Here is a 14,442-nt window from a genome sequence, read left to right on the forward strand (position 1 = left end):
GGCACATGAGATCGTTCGCAGCGTGGCGCGCGGTCCCGCTCGTGGCGGTGCTGTTCGCCAGTCTGCTCGGCGGCGGGGTCACCGCCTCCGCCGACACCGCCAGACCGGGCTTCGACCAGCAGTCGCTGTTCAACCCCAAGCAGGAGCAGGGCTACTTCTGCTTCCGCATCCCCGCGATCGTCAAGAGCACCTCCGGCACCCTCCTCGCGTTCGCCGAGGGCCGGGTCAACGACTGCGGCGACGCCGGTGACATCGACCTCGTCCTCAAGCGCTCCACCGACGGCGGCCGGACCTGGTCGCCGCTGGAAGTCATCAACTCCGGCGACGGCGACACACACGGCAACCCGGTCCCGATCGTCGACCAGCAGACCGGCCGGATCGTGCTGATCTCCACCTACAACGCGGGTCTCACCGGCGGCAAGAACTGCGAGGTGCCGTGCGCGCGGACCCCGCACGTGCAGTACAGCGACGACGACGGGCTCACCTGGTCCACGCCGGTGGACATCAGCGCCCAGGCCAGCAGGCCGGAGTGGAACGCCTGGTACGCCTCCGGCCCGGTGCACGGCATCCAGCTCACCAAGGGGCCGCACCGCGGGCGGCTGGTGTTCGGCGTGAACGCCGAAACCGCCGAGGGCACCGACGTGGTGGCCAACCACGGCGCGCTCGTCTACAGCGACGACCACGGCCAGACCTGGCACATCGGCGCGGTGGACACCTATTCGTTCCCGCCGAAGAGCGCCTACTCGCAGCGGCCCCAGGAGATCAGCGTCGTCGAACTGGCCGACGGCTCGATCTACGCCGGCGGCCGCGAACAGGGCGGCACCGACATCGGCAACCGCGACTACGCGATCAGCCGCGACGGCGGGGAGACCTTCAGCCAGCCGTTCCGGACGATCCCCGACCTGGTCACGCCGATCGTGCAGGGCTCGCTGCTGCGGCTGGACCGGCCGGGGCCGGACCGGATCCTGTTCGCGTCGCCGTCGGACACCGACCGGCGCCGGTGGATGATGATCCGCTCCTCCTACGACGGCGGCCGGAGCTGGGAGAACGCCGAGCAGGGCACCCGGGTGACCGACGAGTGGTCCGGCTACTCGGACATGGTCCAGATCAGCGACCGGTCCGCGCGCACCACCGAGATCGGCCTGATGTACGAGGGCGGCCCGGTCGACGCGCGTGACGAGATCCGCTTCGCCCGCTTCACCGAGGACGTGCTGGGCTGGCGCAACTCGGCCGGCCCGACCACGCGGGACGTGTCCGGCGAACGGTCGGACGCCTACCTCGTGGGCGGCCCGGTGGCCACGGCAGGCCGCTACGGCAGCGCGCTTTCGCTGGACGGCGTGGACGACTTCGTGCGCGTGCCCTACAACAGCGCGCAGGTGGTCGGCGACGGTGACTTCACGTGGACCGGCTGGGTGCGGTACGGCGCGTCGACGAGCAACCAGGTGTTCTTCTGGATGGGCGGCATGGGCTCGACCGCGCCGCAGATCTGGCTGCGCGGCGAGCCGGCGGCGAACCGGCTGATCGCGTCGATGACCACCACTGCGGGCACCAAGCAGGTGACGTCGGCGGGCGCGTTCAACGACCAGCAGTGGCACCACGTGGCGCTGCAGCGCACCGGCGGCCAGTTGCTGCTGTTCGTCGACGGCGTGCAGGTGGCGGCCGGCCCCTCGGCGGCCGGTTCGGTGACGGAGCGGGTGTCGTTCCAGTTCTGGCTCGGCCGCCGCCTCGACGGTGGCATGGGACTGAACGGCGCGCTGGACGACGTCCGGCTCTATCGCAAGGCACTGTCACCGTCCGAACTGGACGCCGTCCGGGCGAACGCCCCCGTGCGGGACGCCCTGGTGCTGCGGCTGCCGTTCTGAGTCGCGGAGTCCCGGCCCCGTGCGACGGGGCCGGGACTTCACCGCAGCCCGTGCCGGTCCAGCCAGGCGGACAACGTCGCGGCGATCGCCGCGGGCTGGTCCTCCGGGGTGTGGTGCCCGGCGGGGAGATCGTGGTGGACGATGTCGAGAGCCGCGATGTTCTCCGCGCACCACGCGATCATCCGGTCGTCCATCATCGTGTCGAAGCCGGGGCGGAACGTCATGAGCAGCTTCGGCACGTCCGCGCTGGCCGCGAGCCACTTGTCGTAGTGCTCGACACGAGCGACGACGTCGGCAGGCTCCCCGCCCAGCGGCATCGACCGCGCCCACCGCAACAGCGGCACGCGGCTCTCGCGCGTCGGGTAGGGCCGCAGGTAGGCCACGCGGTCCTCCGCGCCGAGCGCCATCGACTCCAGGAAGATGTTGTCGTCCAGCATCATCTTCTCCCCGACGCCCGGGGTTTTGAGCGCCCGGAATATCTCGGCGCCCGCGTCCGGGAACTCGTCCCAGGACATGGGTTTCACGATCGTCTCGGTGACCGCGATGCCCCGCACCCGGCCGGGGTGGCGGGCGGCCCAGTCGAAGGCGAGCGCGCCGCCCCAGTCGTGGCCGACCAGGACCACGTCGTCCAGCCCGAGGTGCTCGAACCAGGCGTCGAGGTAGCGGGCATGGTCGTCGAAGGTGTAGCCGATGTCCGGTTTCGCGGATTCGCCCATGCCGATCAGGTCGGGCGCCAGTTTCCGGCCCGGGCCGACCGCCGGCATGATGTGCCGCCACAGGTGGGACGAGGCGGGGTTGCCGTGCAGGAAGACGATCGGCTGGCCGTCGCCGGTCTCGCGGTGGTGCAGGATCACTTGAACACCGCCGCGTTCGCGCCGGCCCACTCGGCGAAGCTGCGCGCCGGGCGCCGCAGGACGCGCTCGACGTCGTCGCTGACCCGCTGCTCCTCCGGTTTCGGCGCGCCGAGGATGTCCAGTGTGGACTCCACGACCGGCTCGGGCATGGCCTGCAGCATCCGCGTCCGCGCCTCCGCCCGGCTCAGCTCGGCGAAGCGCACCGGCTCGCCCAGCGCGTCGGCGATCGCCGCCGCCTGCTGCCGCGGCGTGACGGGCTCGGGCCCGGTGATCGTGTAGGCCCGGCCGGCGTGCCCGTCCTCACGCATCGCCGCGGCGGCCACCTCGGCGATGTCCACCGGATCGACGGTCGGCAGGGCGACGTCCCCGAACGGCGCCTCGACCGTCCGCCGGGTGCGCACCGTTTCCGCCCAGGCGAACGCGTTGGAGTGGAAGCCGCCCGGCCGCAGTAGGGTCCACTCCAGGCCGGAGCCGACGACCGCGTCCTCCAGTTCCGGCGCGTGCCGCCCGGTCGCCACCCCCTGGGACGACAACAACACGACCCGTCGCACGCCGCCGGCCTTCGCTGTTCCCAGGACGCCGGCGAGGTCCCCGCCGGCCGCGAGGAAGTCCGGCGAGGTGAGCAGGAACAGTGTCGACGCCCCGTCGAGCGCGGGCTTGAGCGTCTCCGGCTCGGTCAGGTCCGCCCGCACGTGCCGCACCCCGGGCAGGTGTTCTTCCTTGCGCGACACCGCCGTCACGGCCTCGCCGGTCTTGACGAGCGCCTGCACCAGCGGCCGCCCGACGTTGCCGGTAGCTCCGGTCACCACAAACATTTCCGCTCCCGTTCTCTTCGTGTGGGAGCGACGCTACTGTCGTGGGGCTAGTAGGTACCTAGAGGAAAGTAGTGGGTCCGGTGACCGAAACCACAGTCAGTCCCGAGCTGGCCTGCCCGATCGCGCCCGTGGTCGACCTCGTGTTCAGCCGGTGGACCACGCCGATCCTGTGGACGCTGAACGAGCACGGCAGGCAACGTTTCGTGGAGCTGTCCCGCCGCATCACGACGATCACCCCGAAGGTCCTGACACAGCGGCTGCGCCAACTGGAGCGCGACGGGCTCGTGGTGCGGACCTATCACGCCGAGGTGCCGCCGCGGGTGGAGTACGAGATCAGCGACCTGGGCCGCAGCCTGGCGCCGCTGTTCGCCACCCTCGCGGAGTGGTCGCCGAACCTGGAGAAGGTCGAGCAGGCCCGCGCCGAGTACGACGCGCAGCAGAAGAAGCGCCCCTGAGCCTCAGGCCGTCAGGAAGCTGATCACGCTGTGCGGCGCGTTTTCGTCGAAGAGCATTTCGTGCGTGTGGCTGCCTTCGAGAGCCGCCGCCGTGCTGCGCGGGAACAGCGCCTGCTCGTATTCCGCCAGTGCCGCCTCGGGGTCGCCGGGATGGGCGGCGATGGCCTTGCCGAGCTCGGCGCCGTCGAACATGGCGAGGTTCGCGCCGTCGCCGGACGGGGCCGACAGGTGGGCCGCGTCGCCGAGCAGGGTCACGCCCGGCACCCGGTCCCACTTGTGCCCGATCGGCAGGGCGTTGAGCGGGCGCAGGACCGGCGCGGTGTCGCTGTCGGTGATCAGTGAGGTGAGTTCCGGCGCCCAGCCGTTGAACTCTCGCGCGACCCGCGCGAGGGCGGCGTCGGAATCGCTGAAATCGATCTCCGCGAACCACTCCTGTGGTTTGGTGAGCGCCACGTAGGTGTGCAGTGTCCCGCCGCTCTCGCGATGCGCCGTGATCCCCTTGCCCGGCACGAGCGCCATCAGCGCCCCACCGCCCACGGCCCGCGCGGCGGCGGGGTGCCGGCTGTCAGCGTCGAACAGGTAGGTCTCGACGAACGACCGGCCCACGTACCGCGGCACCGCGCCGGAGACCAGCGGCCGCACGCGTGACCACGCGCCGTCCGCGCCGACCAGCAGGCTCGTGACGACGGTGCCGCCGCCTGCGAAAGCGACCTCGTGGTGGCCGTCGCCGAGGGCGCGGACGCCGGTGACCTTGTGCCCCCAGCGGACGGTGCCTTCCGGGAGCGAGTCGAGCAGGATCCGCCGCAGCTCGCCGCGCTGGACCTCCGGGCGCCCGGCCGTGCCGTCGTCGGGCTGGTCGAGCAGGACCGCACCGTCCGGCGCGAGGACCCTGGTCGCCTCGCGGCCCTCCAGGATGATGCCGCGGAACTCGTCGAACAGGTTCGCCGCGCGGAGGGCGGGCTGGCCGTCGTGCTCGTGGATGTCGAGCATCCCGCCTTGGGCGCGGGCCCCCGCGGACGCCTCCGCTTCGTAGACCGTCACCGGGATGCCGTGGACGTGCAGGACGCGAGCGAGCGTGAGACCGCCCAGCCCCGCGCCGACGATCGTGACGTGGTTGTTCATGTCCCCTCCTTTGGAATGCCATTCCATCGTGGAACGGCATTCCAGATATGTCAAGATGGGGGCATGCCACCACGGACCCGGCGCACGGAGGGGCTCTCCCGGGAGCGGATCGTCGAAGCGGCCGTCGAGCTGCTGGACACGGCGGGCGAGGCCGGGCTGACGTTCCGGACGCTGACCGAACGGCTCGCCACCGGCGCGGGCGCGATCTACTGGCACGTGGCGAACAAGGACGAGCTGCTGACCACGGCGACGGACGCGGTCGTGGCCGAGGCGCTCCCCGCCGCGTCCGCGGGTTCGCCCGAGGAGGAGATCCGCGCCGTCGCGCTGGGCCTGTTCGACGCGATCGAGCAGCACCCGTGGCTCGCGACGCAGCTGTTGATGCAGCTGACCCGCAACCCCGGGGGCCCGGTGGCGCCGCGGATCTTCGAGGCCATCGGACGGCAGATCGGCGCACTGGGGGTCCCCGAACACAGCTGGTTCACCGCGACGTCGGTGCTGGTGCACTACATCCTCGGCACCGCGGGCCAAACCGCGACAGCCGAAGTCAGCACGACGCGGGAGGCCTTCCTCGACACGGTGGCGAGGAGCTGGGAGAACCTCGACCCGGAGGCCTACCCGTTCACCCGCGGCGTCGCGAAGCAGCTGCGCAACCACGACGACCGGGAACAGTTCCTTGCCGGAATCGATCTTGTGCTGGCCGGCGTCACCACCCGCCACTCGTCGTAGAAACCCTTGCGCCGCGAGCGCTACTCACCTCTGCCCGACGCCCACACCGAGACGTGGATGTACTTGGTGTGCGCCGAAATCGACCGGATGGCCGAGCCGCCAGGCTGGCTGCTGGCGGCCCGGGAGTGGTGGTTCGTCCTCGCCACGGTTCGTATCAACGGCGTCATGAACCCAAGCTACGACGCACATCTCGGTGAGGACGAGGCGCGGATCGGGCTGGTGCAGGAGATCCATGAGCGCGTGCTACGCCGCTTCGAGTCATTCGGCGAGAAGATGCCACGGCTGAGCGTGCCCGAGGGCGTCTGGGCCTTCGACGGCTCCGTCCCCACCGAGTTGTTCGCGGAGACCTTTGCGTCTTTCGCCGGTGTGTTGCGTGGCGAGGGCAAGGATCTGGAGCCAGATGTAGTCGCGTAAGGGAAGTGTTGCTGACTGCCGGCCCAGAAGCACCCGAGCGGCGGTGCTCGGAACGCTCGCCGAAAAGAAGCGTCAAGCACGGGCCGGTCAGGGCCTTGATCCGATAACGGGGTCCTGACCAGCCAAGAAGTGCCCCCGGCAGGACTCGAACCTGCGACCTAGAGATTAGAAGGCTCTTGCTCTATCCGGCTGAGCTACGAGGGCCTGGCGCCGACGACCACAGGCCGTCCTGACCTGCAGTTTAGTCACCGTCACTTCCCCTATCGCCGGACGGCGGGGGAACGTTTCAGCCTCTGCCGATGAACGGCATCTTCGTCGCCGTGACGGTCATGAACTGCACGTTCGCGGTCAGCGGGAGCCCTGCCATGTACAGCACGGCTTCCGCGACGTGTCTGGCGTCAAAGGTGGGTTCGGGCAGCTCGCGGCCGTCCGCCTGGCGCGCGCCCCTGGCGATTCCCGCCGTCATCTCCGTCGCCGCGTTGCCGATGTCGATTTGGCCACACGCGATGTCGTACGGGCGGCCGTCCAGCGACAACGACTTCGTCAGACCGGTGATGGCGTGCTTCGTCGCGGTGTAGGCAGCGCTGCCGGGGCGCGGGGTGTGCGCGGAGATGGAGCCGTTGTTGATGATGCGACCACCGCGCGGGTCCTGGCGCTTCATGATCCGGAACGCCTCCCGCGCGCACAGGAACGCACCGGTCAGGTTCACCGCCACCGTCTGCTGCCACGCCTCGACCGGGACCTCGTCCGGGTCGCCGGCCGGGCCGAAGGTGCCCGCGTTGTTGAACAACACGTCCACCCGGCCCCACCGGTCCGCGACCGCCTCGAAAAGGGCGCTGACCTGGGCGGGGTCGGCGACGTCGGCCGGGTGCACGAGGGCGTCCGGCGCGCCCGCGGCGGTCTCGGCCAGCGCGTCGGCTCTCCGGCCGGCCAGCGCGACGCGGTAGCCGGCGCCCAGCAGCGCCTGCGCCACGTGCCGTCCGATGCCCGAACCGGCACCCGTCACGACGGCGACCCCACCCATGCGCACCTCCCGCTCGACGCCGGCCCCAACCCGCGACCGGTCGGCACCTTCCGCTAGACAGTCAACACGACCTTGCCACGCCCGTGCCCGGTCTCGATCTCCCGGTGCGCGTCCGCCGCCTCGTCCAGGCGGTACGTCCGCCGCACCAGGAAGCTCAGCTCGCCCCGGTCGTACCGGCGCGCCAGCTCGGCCAGCCGGTCCGCCGACCGCTGCCCGCGCACCAGCTGCACCCCGAGCGACTCCGCCCGATCGTGGTCCACCAGCGTCACCACGCGACGCCGCTCCTTCACCAGTGCGAGTGAAAGATCAAGCGCGGCGCCACCCGCGCCGTCCAGGACCGCGTGCACCCCGCCGGGTGAAAGCGCTCGCAGCCGGTCCTCCAGGCCGTCGCCGTAGACGACCGGCGTCGCGCCGAGCGAGCGCACGTAGTCCTGATTCGCCGCGCTCGCGGTGCCGATCACGGACGCGCCCCACAGCCGCGCGAGCTGGACCGCCGCGGTGCCGACCGAGCCCGCCGCGGCGTGCACCAGGACCGTGTCCCCCGGGCCGACGCCGAGCTGCCGCAACGCCATGTACGCCGTCTGCGTCCCGGCGGTGAACCCGCCGGCGACGGTCCACGGCATGCCGGCCGGCTTGGCCGTGACCTGGTCCTGCCCGACCACCACGTACTCGGCGTAGCAGCCCAGCACGTTGAAGCCGAGCACCTCGTCGCCGACCGACCACGCCGCTCCGTCCCCGACCTGGTCCACCACGCCGGCGAACTCGTTGCCGGGGATCCGCGGCCACGTCAGCCCCGTCGCGTACGGCGGCTCCCAGCCGGCCCGCACCGCCGCGTCGAACGGCTGCACACCCGCCGCCCGCACGCGGACCCGGACCTGTCCCGGACCCGCCTGCGGGTCCGGGACGTCCATGGCGCGCAGAACCTCCGGGCCACCCGGCTCGGTGAACGCCGCTGCCTTCATGAGGTGCCTCCTCGATCTCGACCTGCGAGATCAACGGTGACACCTCCAGTTAACTGGAGGTCAACCTCAGAAGTTGATCATGTGACCGGCGAGACCGTGGATGGCCTCCTTGACCGCTTCGCCGAGGGTCGGGTGCGCGTGCACGTTGCGGGCCACCTCGTGCACCGTCAGGTCCCACTGCTGCGCCAGCGTCAGCTCCGGCAGCAGCTCGGTGACGTCCGGGCCGATCAGGTGCGCGCCGAGCAGCTCGCCGTACTTGGCGTCGGACAGGATCTTCACGAAGCCGCCCGCGTCGGCGAGGCCGTGGGCCTTGCCGTTGGCGGTGAACGGGAACTTGGCGACCTGCACGTCGTAGCCCTGCTCGCGCGCCTGCGCCTCGGTCAGGCCGAAGCTCGCGACCTGCGGCTGGCAGTACGTCGCGCGCGGGATCATCGTGTAGTCGAGCTCCATGGTCTCCGCGCCGCCGATCGTCTCGGCCGCCACGATGCCCATCGACTCGGCCGCGTGGGCCAGCATCAGCTTCGCGGTGACGTCGCCGATCGCGAAGATGTGCGGCACGTTCGTGCGGCAGCGCCCGTCGACGGCGATGGCGCCGCGCTCGGTCAGCTCGACGCCGGTGTTCTCCAGCCCGTAGCCCTCGACGCGCGGCTGGAAGCCGATCGCCTGCAGGACCTTGTCGGCCTCCAGCGTCTGCTGGTTGCCGCCGCTGGACACGGTGACCTTGACCTTGGCGCCGCTGTCGTCGATGCTCTCGACCTTCGTGCCGGTCAGGACCTTGATGCCGAGCTTCTTGTAGCGCTTGGCCAGCTCCTTGGACACGTCCGCGTCCTCGAGCGGCACCATCCGGTCCAGGAACTCCACGATCGTCACGTCGACGCCGTAGTTGTGCATGACGTAGGCGAACTCGACGCCGATCGCGCCCGCGCCGGCGATGATGATGCTGCCCGGCAGGTCGCGGGAGAGGATCTGCTCCTCGTAGGTCACCACGCGCTCGGACAGCTGGGTGCCCGGCAGCAGCTTGGTGGTGGCGCCGGCGGCGATGATGCAGTGGTCGAAGGTGACGGTCTCGACGCCGTTCTCACCGGTGACCTCGATGGTGTGCGCGTCGGTGAACTTGCCGCGCCCGGTGAACTCCTGAATGTTGTTCTTCTTCATCAGGAAGTGCACGCCCTTGACGCGGCCGTCGGCGACCGAGCGGCTGCGGTCGAACGCGGCGCCGTAGTCGAAGGTGATCGGCCCGTCCGAGCTGATCCCGAAGGTCTTGGCCTCCTTGGTGACCAGGTGGGCGAGCTCCGCGTTGCGCAGCAGCGCCTTCGACGGGATGCACCCGACGTTCAGGCACACGCCGCCCCAGTACTTCTCCTCGACGATCGCCGTCTTCAGGCCGAGCTGCGAAGCCCGGATCGCCGCGACATACCCGCCGGGCCCGGCACCCAGCACCACAACGTCGAAATGCGCACTCATACCCGCCACCCTATGCCCTCGCGGGCGAGCCGGTCGTGGGTGCTCGGGCCCACGACCGGCCCCTGATCAGGCGCGCTCGAGGATGACGACGGGGATCTTGCGGTCCGTCTTCTTCTGGTACTCGTCGTAGTCCGGCCAGACCTTCGCCATCTTGGGCCAGAGCACCTCGCGCTCCGCATCGGTGGCGGTGCGGGCCTTGGCGGTGAACTTGTCGGCCTTGACCTGCACCTTGACCTCGGGATTGGCCTGCAGGTTGAGGTACCAGCCGGGGTGCTGGGGCGCGCCGCCCTTGGAGGCGACGATCACGTAGGCGCCCTCGTGCTCCTGGTAGATCAGGGCGAACTTGCGCTCCTGGCCGGACTTGCGGCCGGTGGTCGTCAGGATCAGGATCGGGGCGCCCTTCTCCCAGTCGTGACCGACTTCACCATCGGTCTCCTCGTAGCGGCGGACGTGCTCGTCACCGAAGAGCATGCGGGGTCCTTTCGTCTCGGCAGATTCCTCCGTGATTCCGCAACGCGCGGCGGCGGCTGGGTATTTCCGAGGTCACTTTCGGTGATCCCCACTCGCTCGGGTGGTCCTGACCAGGCAAAAAGCGGAAACCGACCTAGAATTCGGCGCAACGCCGACCGCGGGAGGAACGATGAGCGACCGGCCGCACGTGACGCTCGAAGACGTGGCGAGGACCGCCGAGGTCTCGCTGGCGACGGCGTCCCGCGCGCTCAACGGCACGACCAGAGTGCGCGACGACCTGCGGGAGCGGGTGCTGTCGGCGGCCGCGGAGCTGGCGTACACGCCGAACGCGCACGCGCAGGCCCTCGCCGGCGGGTCGCGCCGGACGGTGGGGGTGATCTGCCACGACATCAGCGACCCGTACTTCGCGGCGATCACCCGTGGGGTGATGCGGGTGGCCGACAGCCACGGGCTGCTCGTGATGCTCGCCGGGACGTTCGCCGATCCGGACCGGGAGCTGGCGTGCGTGTCGACGCTGCGGGCGCAGCGGGCGTCGGCGATCCTGCTGACCGGTTCGGCGTTCGAGGACAGGGCGTGGGAGCGGCGGATGGCGGCCGAGCTGGAGCCGTACCGGCGCGGTGGCGGGCGGGTGGCCGCCGTGACGCGGCACCGGTCGCTCAAGGCGGACACCATCGCACCCGACAACCGGGGCGGCGCGCGGGCACTGGTGGAGGCCATGCACGGGCTGGGCCACCGGCGGTTCGCGGTGGTGACCGGGCCGGCGCGGCTGACCACAGTGGCCGATCGGGTGGCCGGGTTCCGGGAGGGGCTGGCCGGGCTGGGGATCGAACTGTCCGAACGGGACGTGTTCGCCGGTTCGTTCGACCGGGACGGCGGTTACGAGGCGACGGAGGCCCTACTGGCGGCCAAGCACAAGGCGACGTGCGTGCTGACGGCGTCGGACGTGATGGCGGTGGGGGCGGTGAGCGCGCTGCGTGCGGCGGGGCTGTCGGTGCCGGAGGACGTGTCGGTCACGGGGTTCGACGACGTGCCGCTGGTGCGGGACTTCGGGTTGACCACGGTGGCGTTGCCGCTGGAGCGCATCGGGGCGGAGGCGCTGGAACTGGCCCTGGACGACGGTGGTGCTGGTGGTGGGGCGCGGGGTCGCGTTCGGCGGGTGTCGGGCGAGGTGCTGCTGCGGGGGAGCACGGGGAAGCCCCGCCGCCGACGGCGGGGCTGACCTCTGCACGGCTCGGCCCCGGGGGCAGGTTGGCGGCGAGGGCAGGCGGCGGCTCGGGTGAGGCGCTGCTGCGCGGAAGCACCGCCAAACCCCTGCACGGCTCAGCCCTGGGGCGGTCAGGTTGGTGGCGAGAGGGCAGGCGGGGTCGGGTGGCTGTCTGGGTTGGACGCGAGCGGAGCCCACGGGGTCGCCACTGGCTCGCTCGCGGGGTACAGCCGGGTTAGGTAGTGGTTCGCGAGAGGCTTTCCCCTCGTGGGTCGCGAGTCGGCATCTCGGGTGGCGGTGACCGGTCCGTTCGTGCAATCGCCAGTGGCCCTGTCCCGCGGCGACGACTGGCCCTCTCACGCGGCGCAATGGCCCTCCCGTGCCGCGATGAGTGGTCACCTCGAGCCCCTGCGAATGGCACTCCCGTGCGACACGACCGGCCCTCCCACGCAGCGCGAGCACCCCGCCCGCGCCGCGATGAGTGGTCACCTCGAGCCCCTGCGAATGGCACTCCCGTGCGACACGACCGGCCCTCCCACGCAGCGCGAGCACCCCGCCCGCGCCGCGATGAGTGGTCACCTCGAGCCCCTGCGAATGGCACTCCCGTGCGACACGGTTGGTCCTCTCGCGCGTTGGTGGGTGGTTGGTCCACTCGCGCCTTCGCGGCTGGCCCTCTCGTTCGGTCACCACCGGCTCCGTCGCGGGCGCCACCTGGCGCTCTCGAGCACGCACCAAGCCCCTCAGTAGCAGGCCGACACCACCGGCAGGCACACGTACGTGTCACCCCAGTGCCCCTGTCCGGTGATGTTCGTGGCGTAGCGGACCAGCGGCGCGAACCGGGCGACGCCCGCCGCCAGTGCCTCCTGGTTCCGCTGCAGCATCCCGGTCAACTGGTCGAGCGAGGCCAGCACCGGGCGCAACGCCACGTCATTGTCCTCGACCAGGCCCTGCACCTCCCGGGACAACGACTGCGCCCCCGTCAGCAGCGCCGAGATCGCCGACGCCCTCGCCGCCACTTCGGCCAGCACCAGGTTCCCGTCCGCCATCAACCGCACCAGCTGCGCATCCCGGTCCGCCAAGGTGCGCGACAGCGCCGCCGTGTTGCCCAGCAGCCGCGACAGCTCCGCATCCCGGGACGCGATCGTCGTCGACAGCTGGGACAGGCCGTCCAGCGCGCCCCGCACCGAGGAGCCGCCCGGCAGCGCCGCCGACAGCGCGTCGAACGACCGGGCCAGCCGGTCCGTGTCCAGCCCGCCGACGGTCTTCGACAGGTCCCGGAACGCGTCCAGCACGTCATACGGCGCGATCGTCCGCGAGCGTGGGATCACCCCATCCAGTGGTTGAGACCCCTGAGGATCCAGCGCGAGGTACTTCTGCCCCAGCAACGTCTTGATCTTGATCGCCGCCGTCGTGCGGTCACCCAGCCAGGTGCCCGACACCTTGAACCGGACCCGCACCGACGCACCGTCCAGGCCGACGTCCACCACCTTGCCGGCCTTCACCCCGGCCACCCGCACCTCGTCGTCCACCGCGAGGCCGCCCGCTTCGCTGAATTCCGCCTCGTACGACACGCCCGCGCCGATCAGCGGCAGCGATTCCGCGTTCAGCGCCGCGACGAACGCCAGCGCCAGCACCACGAGACCGGCAATTCCGATACCGGCAGGATCCCGATCACGCATTCCGGCCCCTTCCGCCGGGTTACGCTCTTAACACGTGCCTCCGATCGAATGACGTATTCGCCGACATGTCGGAAAAGAACAACTCCCCCGGGTGACCCATGCCAGCATGTCGCCCATGACGGACTCCCAGCCCCGGTGGCGGAGACTCGAACCGGACGCGCGCAGGGAGCAGATCTTCACCTGCGCCGCCCGGCTGTTCGGCGAGCGCCCGTACGCCGACGTGTCCACATCGGACATCGCGGCGGCGGCGGGCGTCGCCCGCGGGCTGATCAACCACTACTTCGGCACCAAACGCGAGCTCTACCTGGCGGTGCTGCGCCGCACGATGACGATCCCGACCACGGCACTGGACATCGTGACCGATGGGCCGCTCGAAGAAAAAGCACGCGTCGCGGTCGACTGGTTCCTCACCCTCGTCACCAAACAGGGCAAGACCTGGCTGGTCGCCACCGCACCCGAAGGCCTCGGCAGCGATCCGGAGGTCGAGGCGATCCTCGTCGAGGCCGAACGCCGCTCGGCCGCCCGCGTGCTGGAGGCGCTGGGCGTGAAGGTCGACGCCGCGCACGCCGAGGTCTGCAACGCCCTCATCCGCGCCTACGGCGGCATGGTCAAGGCCGCGGGCCGCGAGTGGCTGCTGCGCGGCGAACTCGACCGCGACCAGGTGCACACCCTGCTGTCCCGCTCGCTGGTGACCCTGATCGAGGACGTGTTCCCGGCCGTCACCGATAAGTGAGCAGGCGGGCGGCCCGGCCCTCGAAGTGCGCGTGCTCGTTGAACGACACCAGCGTGACCCCGCCGCGCCCGGTCACCAGCTTCGTGATGCCGCAGTTCACGGTGACCCGGTTGAGCTGCAGCAACCCCATCGCAGGGTCGCCGAGCAGGTGCCCGGCGAGCGTGCCGATCACCCCGCCGCTGGTGAAGACCAGGGCGCTCTCGCCCTTGCGCAGCACCGCGACCAGGTCAGCCAGCGCGCCGCGCACCCGCTCGGCGAACTGCGGCCACGTCTCCGCGCACGGGCCGTCGTCACCGGCGCGCACCCACGCCGCCAGCGACGCGTCCAGCACCTCCTGGTACCCGCGCGGGTCGTTCGCGTCCTGCAGCGCGCCGCCGCCGTGCCGGGCGACGATGTCGACGTGGTCGTACTCGTTCCAGCGCGGGTCCTCCTTGGCCGCGGCGCCCGCCCCGAGCCAGTCCAGGACGATCTCCGCGGTGGCGCGCTGACGGGCCATCGACCCGGTCCGGCCCTCGGTGAAGCGGATCTTGCGGCGCAGCAGCTCGGCGCCGACCACGGCGCCCTGCTCGATCCCGGTGCTGGACAGCTGGTCGTAGTCGGCCGCGCCGAAGGAGGCCTGACCGTGCCGGATCAGGTGGATGGCGCCCATCGGCCGTC

The 14,442-nt window shown here is 71.0% G+C and carries 15 protein-coding genes and 1 tRNA gene; 6 read left to right on the top strand and 10 right to left on the bottom strand.

Annotation, left to right across the window (positions count from 1 at the left end):
- Window positions 1–5: 5 nt before the first annotated feature.
- Window positions 6–1,862, top strand: a complete 1,857-nt coding sequence (locus L2C96_RS09900; RefSeq protein ID WP_237335932.1) for a sialidase family protein — start codon at window positions 6–8, stop codon at window positions 1,860–1,862.
- 38 nt (window positions 1,863–1,900) lie between these two features.
- Here the strand turns inward: L2C96_RS09900 and L2C96_RS09905 are convergent, their stop codons facing one another.
- Entirely contained in the window at window positions 1,901–2,716 is an 816-nt protein-coding gene (locus L2C96_RS09905) for a haloalkane dehalogenase (RefSeq protein WP_237335933.1), read from the bottom strand.
- Complete coding sequence (locus L2C96_RS09910) at window positions 2,713–3,531, bottom strand: NAD(P)H-binding protein (RefSeq protein WP_237335934.1); 819 nt, start codon at window positions 3,529–3,531, stop codon at window positions 2,713–2,715. Before L2C96_RS09910 ends, L2C96_RS09905 begins: the two co-directional genes overlap by 4 nt.
- 80 nt (window positions 3,532–3,611) lie before the next feature.
- Here L2C96_RS09910 and L2C96_RS09915 point away from each other — a divergent pair, with 80 nt between their 5' ends.
- On the top strand, window positions 3,612–3,986 hold the full coding sequence (locus tag L2C96_RS09915) for a winged helix-turn-helix transcriptional regulator (RefSeq protein ID WP_027936321.1): 375 nt from the start codon (window positions 3,612–3,614) through the stop codon (window positions 3,984–3,986).
- A 3-nt stretch (window positions 3,987–3,989) separates the two neighbouring features.
- On the opposite strand, the gene L2C96_RS09920 is transcribed toward L2C96_RS09915, so the two are convergent.
- The gene (locus tag L2C96_RS09920; RefSeq protein ID WP_237335935.1) at window positions 3,990–5,108 is read right to left on the bottom strand and encodes an FAD-dependent oxidoreductase; all 1,119 of its coding nucleotides are present in this window, start codon (window positions 5,106–5,108) and stop codon (window positions 3,990–3,992) included.
- A gap of 63 nt (window positions 5,109–5,171) precedes the next feature.
- Between L2C96_RS09920 and L2C96_RS09925 the strand changes: the two genes are divergently transcribed.
- Together L2C96_RS09925 and L2C96_RS09930 are read left to right on the top strand one after the other, a co-directional pair.
- Window positions 5,172–5,834 (top strand): TetR/AcrR family transcriptional regulator, encoded by a 663-nt coding sequence (locus L2C96_RS09925; protein ID WP_237335936.1) that lies wholly within the window; start codon window positions 5,172–5,174, stop codon window positions 5,832–5,834.
- Between the two features lie 66 nt (window positions 5,835–5,900).
- The gene (locus tag L2C96_RS09930) at window positions 5,901–6,248 is read left to right on the top strand and encodes a hypothetical protein (protein ID WP_237335937.1); all 348 of its coding nucleotides are present in this window, start codon (window positions 5,901–5,903) and stop codon (window positions 6,246–6,248) included.
- A gap of 130 nt (window positions 6,249–6,378) precedes the next feature.
- Here the strand turns inward: L2C96_RS09930 and L2C96_RS09935 are convergent.
- From L2C96_RS09935 to L2C96_RS09955, 5 genes are all read right to left on the bottom strand, one after another.
- Window positions 6,379–6,452 (bottom strand) — tRNA-Arg (locus L2C96_RS09935).
- A gap of 82 nt (window positions 6,453–6,534) precedes the next feature.
- The gene (locus L2C96_RS09940; protein WP_039791834.1) at window positions 6,535–7,272 is read right to left on the bottom strand and encodes an SDR family oxidoreductase; all 738 of its coding nucleotides are present in this window, start codon (window positions 7,270–7,272) and stop codon (window positions 6,535–6,537) included.
- Between the two features lie 53 nt (window positions 7,273–7,325).
- Window positions 7,326–8,234, bottom strand: a complete 909-nt coding sequence (locus L2C96_RS09945) for an NADP-dependent oxidoreductase (RefSeq protein ID WP_020421243.1) — start codon at window positions 8,232–8,234, stop codon at window positions 7,326–7,328.
- A 66-nt stretch (window positions 8,235–8,300) separates the two neighbouring features.
- Window positions 8,301–9,698 (bottom strand): dihydrolipoyl dehydrogenase, encoded by a 1,398-nt coding sequence (gene lpdA, locus L2C96_RS09950; protein ID WP_017984268.1) that lies wholly within the window; start codon window positions 9,696–9,698, stop codon window positions 8,301–8,303.
- Between the two features lie 66 nt (window positions 9,699–9,764).
- A complete protein-coding gene (locus L2C96_RS09955; RefSeq protein ID WP_020421245.1) occupies window positions 9,765–10,169 on the bottom strand; it encodes a nitroreductase family deazaflavin-dependent oxidoreductase in 405 nt (134 codons plus the stop codon).
- A gap of 169 nt (window positions 10,170–10,338) precedes the next feature.
- On the opposite strand from L2C96_RS09955, the gene L2C96_RS09960 reads away from it, so the two are divergent.
- The gene (locus tag L2C96_RS09960; protein WP_237335938.1) at window positions 10,339–11,388 is read left to right on the top strand and encodes a LacI family DNA-binding transcriptional regulator; all 1,050 of its coding nucleotides are present in this window, start codon (window positions 10,339–10,341) and stop codon (window positions 11,386–11,388) included.
- Window positions 11,389–12,113: 725 nt separating this feature from the next.
- On the opposite strand, the gene L2C96_RS09965 is transcribed toward L2C96_RS09960, so the two are convergent.
- A complete protein-coding gene (locus L2C96_RS09965; protein WP_237335939.1) occupies window positions 12,114–13,052 on the bottom strand; it encodes an MCE family protein in 939 nt (312 codons plus the stop codon).
- 115 nt (window positions 13,053–13,167) lie between these two features.
- Here L2C96_RS09965 and L2C96_RS09970 point away from each other — a divergent pair, with 115 nt between their 5' ends.
- Complete coding sequence (locus L2C96_RS09970; RefSeq protein ID WP_237335940.1) at window positions 13,168–13,785, top strand: TetR/AcrR family transcriptional regulator; 618 nt, start codon at window positions 13,168–13,170, stop codon at window positions 13,783–13,785.
- Here the strand turns inward: L2C96_RS09970 and L2C96_RS09975 are convergent.
- A complete protein-coding gene (locus L2C96_RS09975) occupies window positions 13,772–14,434 on the bottom strand; it encodes a histidine phosphatase family protein (RefSeq protein ID WP_237335941.1) in 663 nt (220 codons plus the stop codon). The genes L2C96_RS09970 and L2C96_RS09975 overlap by 14 nt on opposite strands.
- Window positions 14,435–14,442: the final 8 nt, after the last annotated feature.

Origin of the sequence: Amycolatopsis tucumanensis (assembly GCF_021654135.1) — a bacterium.
Classification (GTDB): Bacteria; Actinomycetota; Actinomycetes; order Mycobacteriales; family Pseudonocardiaceae; genus Amycolatopsis_E; species Amycolatopsis_E tucumanensis.

Coding starts and splice junctions, on each gene's coding strand:
- L2C96_RS09900 (WP_237335932.1), top strand. CDS start 6: ATGAGATCGTTCGCAGCGTGGCGCGCGGTCCCGCTCGTGGCGGTGCTG.
- L2C96_RS09910 (WP_237335934.1), bottom strand. CDS start 3,531: ATGTTTGTGGTGACCGGAGCTACCGGCAACGTCGGGCGGCCGCTGGTG.
- L2C96_RS09920 (WP_237335935.1), bottom strand. CDS start 5,108: ATGAACAACCACGTCACGATCGTCGGCGCGGGGCTGGGCGGTCTCACG.
- L2C96_RS09925 (WP_237335936.1), top strand. CDS start 5,172: ATGCCACCACGGACCCGGCGCACGGAGGGGCTCTCCCGGGAGCGGATC.
- L2C96_RS09940 (WP_039791834.1), bottom strand. CDS start 7,272: ATGGGTGGGGTCGCCGTCGTGACGGGTGCCGGTTCGGGCATCGGACGG.
- L2C96_RS09945 (WP_020421243.1), bottom strand. CDS start 8,234: ATGAAGGCAGCGGCGTTCACCGAGCCGGGTGGCCCGGAGGTTCTGCGC.
- lpdA (WP_017984268.1), bottom strand. CDS start 9,698: ATGAGTGCGCATTTCGACGTTGTGGTGCTGGGTGCCGGGCCCGGCGGG.
- L2C96_RS09955 (WP_020421245.1), bottom strand. CDS start 10,169: ATGCTCTTCGGTGACGAGCACGTCCGCCGCTACGAGGAGACCGATGGT.
- L2C96_RS09960 (WP_237335938.1), top strand. CDS start 10,339: ATGAGCGACCGGCCGCACGTGACGCTCGAAGACGTGGCGAGGACCGCC.
- L2C96_RS09965 (WP_237335939.1), bottom strand. CDS start 13,052: ATGCGTGATCGGGATCCTGCCGGTATCGGAATTGCCGGTCTCGTGGTG.
- L2C96_RS09970 (WP_237335940.1), top strand. CDS start 13,168: ATGACGGACTCCCAGCCCCGGTGGCGGAGACTCGAACCGGACGCGCGC.
- L2C96_RS09975 (WP_237335941.1), bottom strand. CDS start 14,434: ATGGGCGCCATCCACCTGATCCGGCACGGTCAGGCCTCCTTCGGCGCG.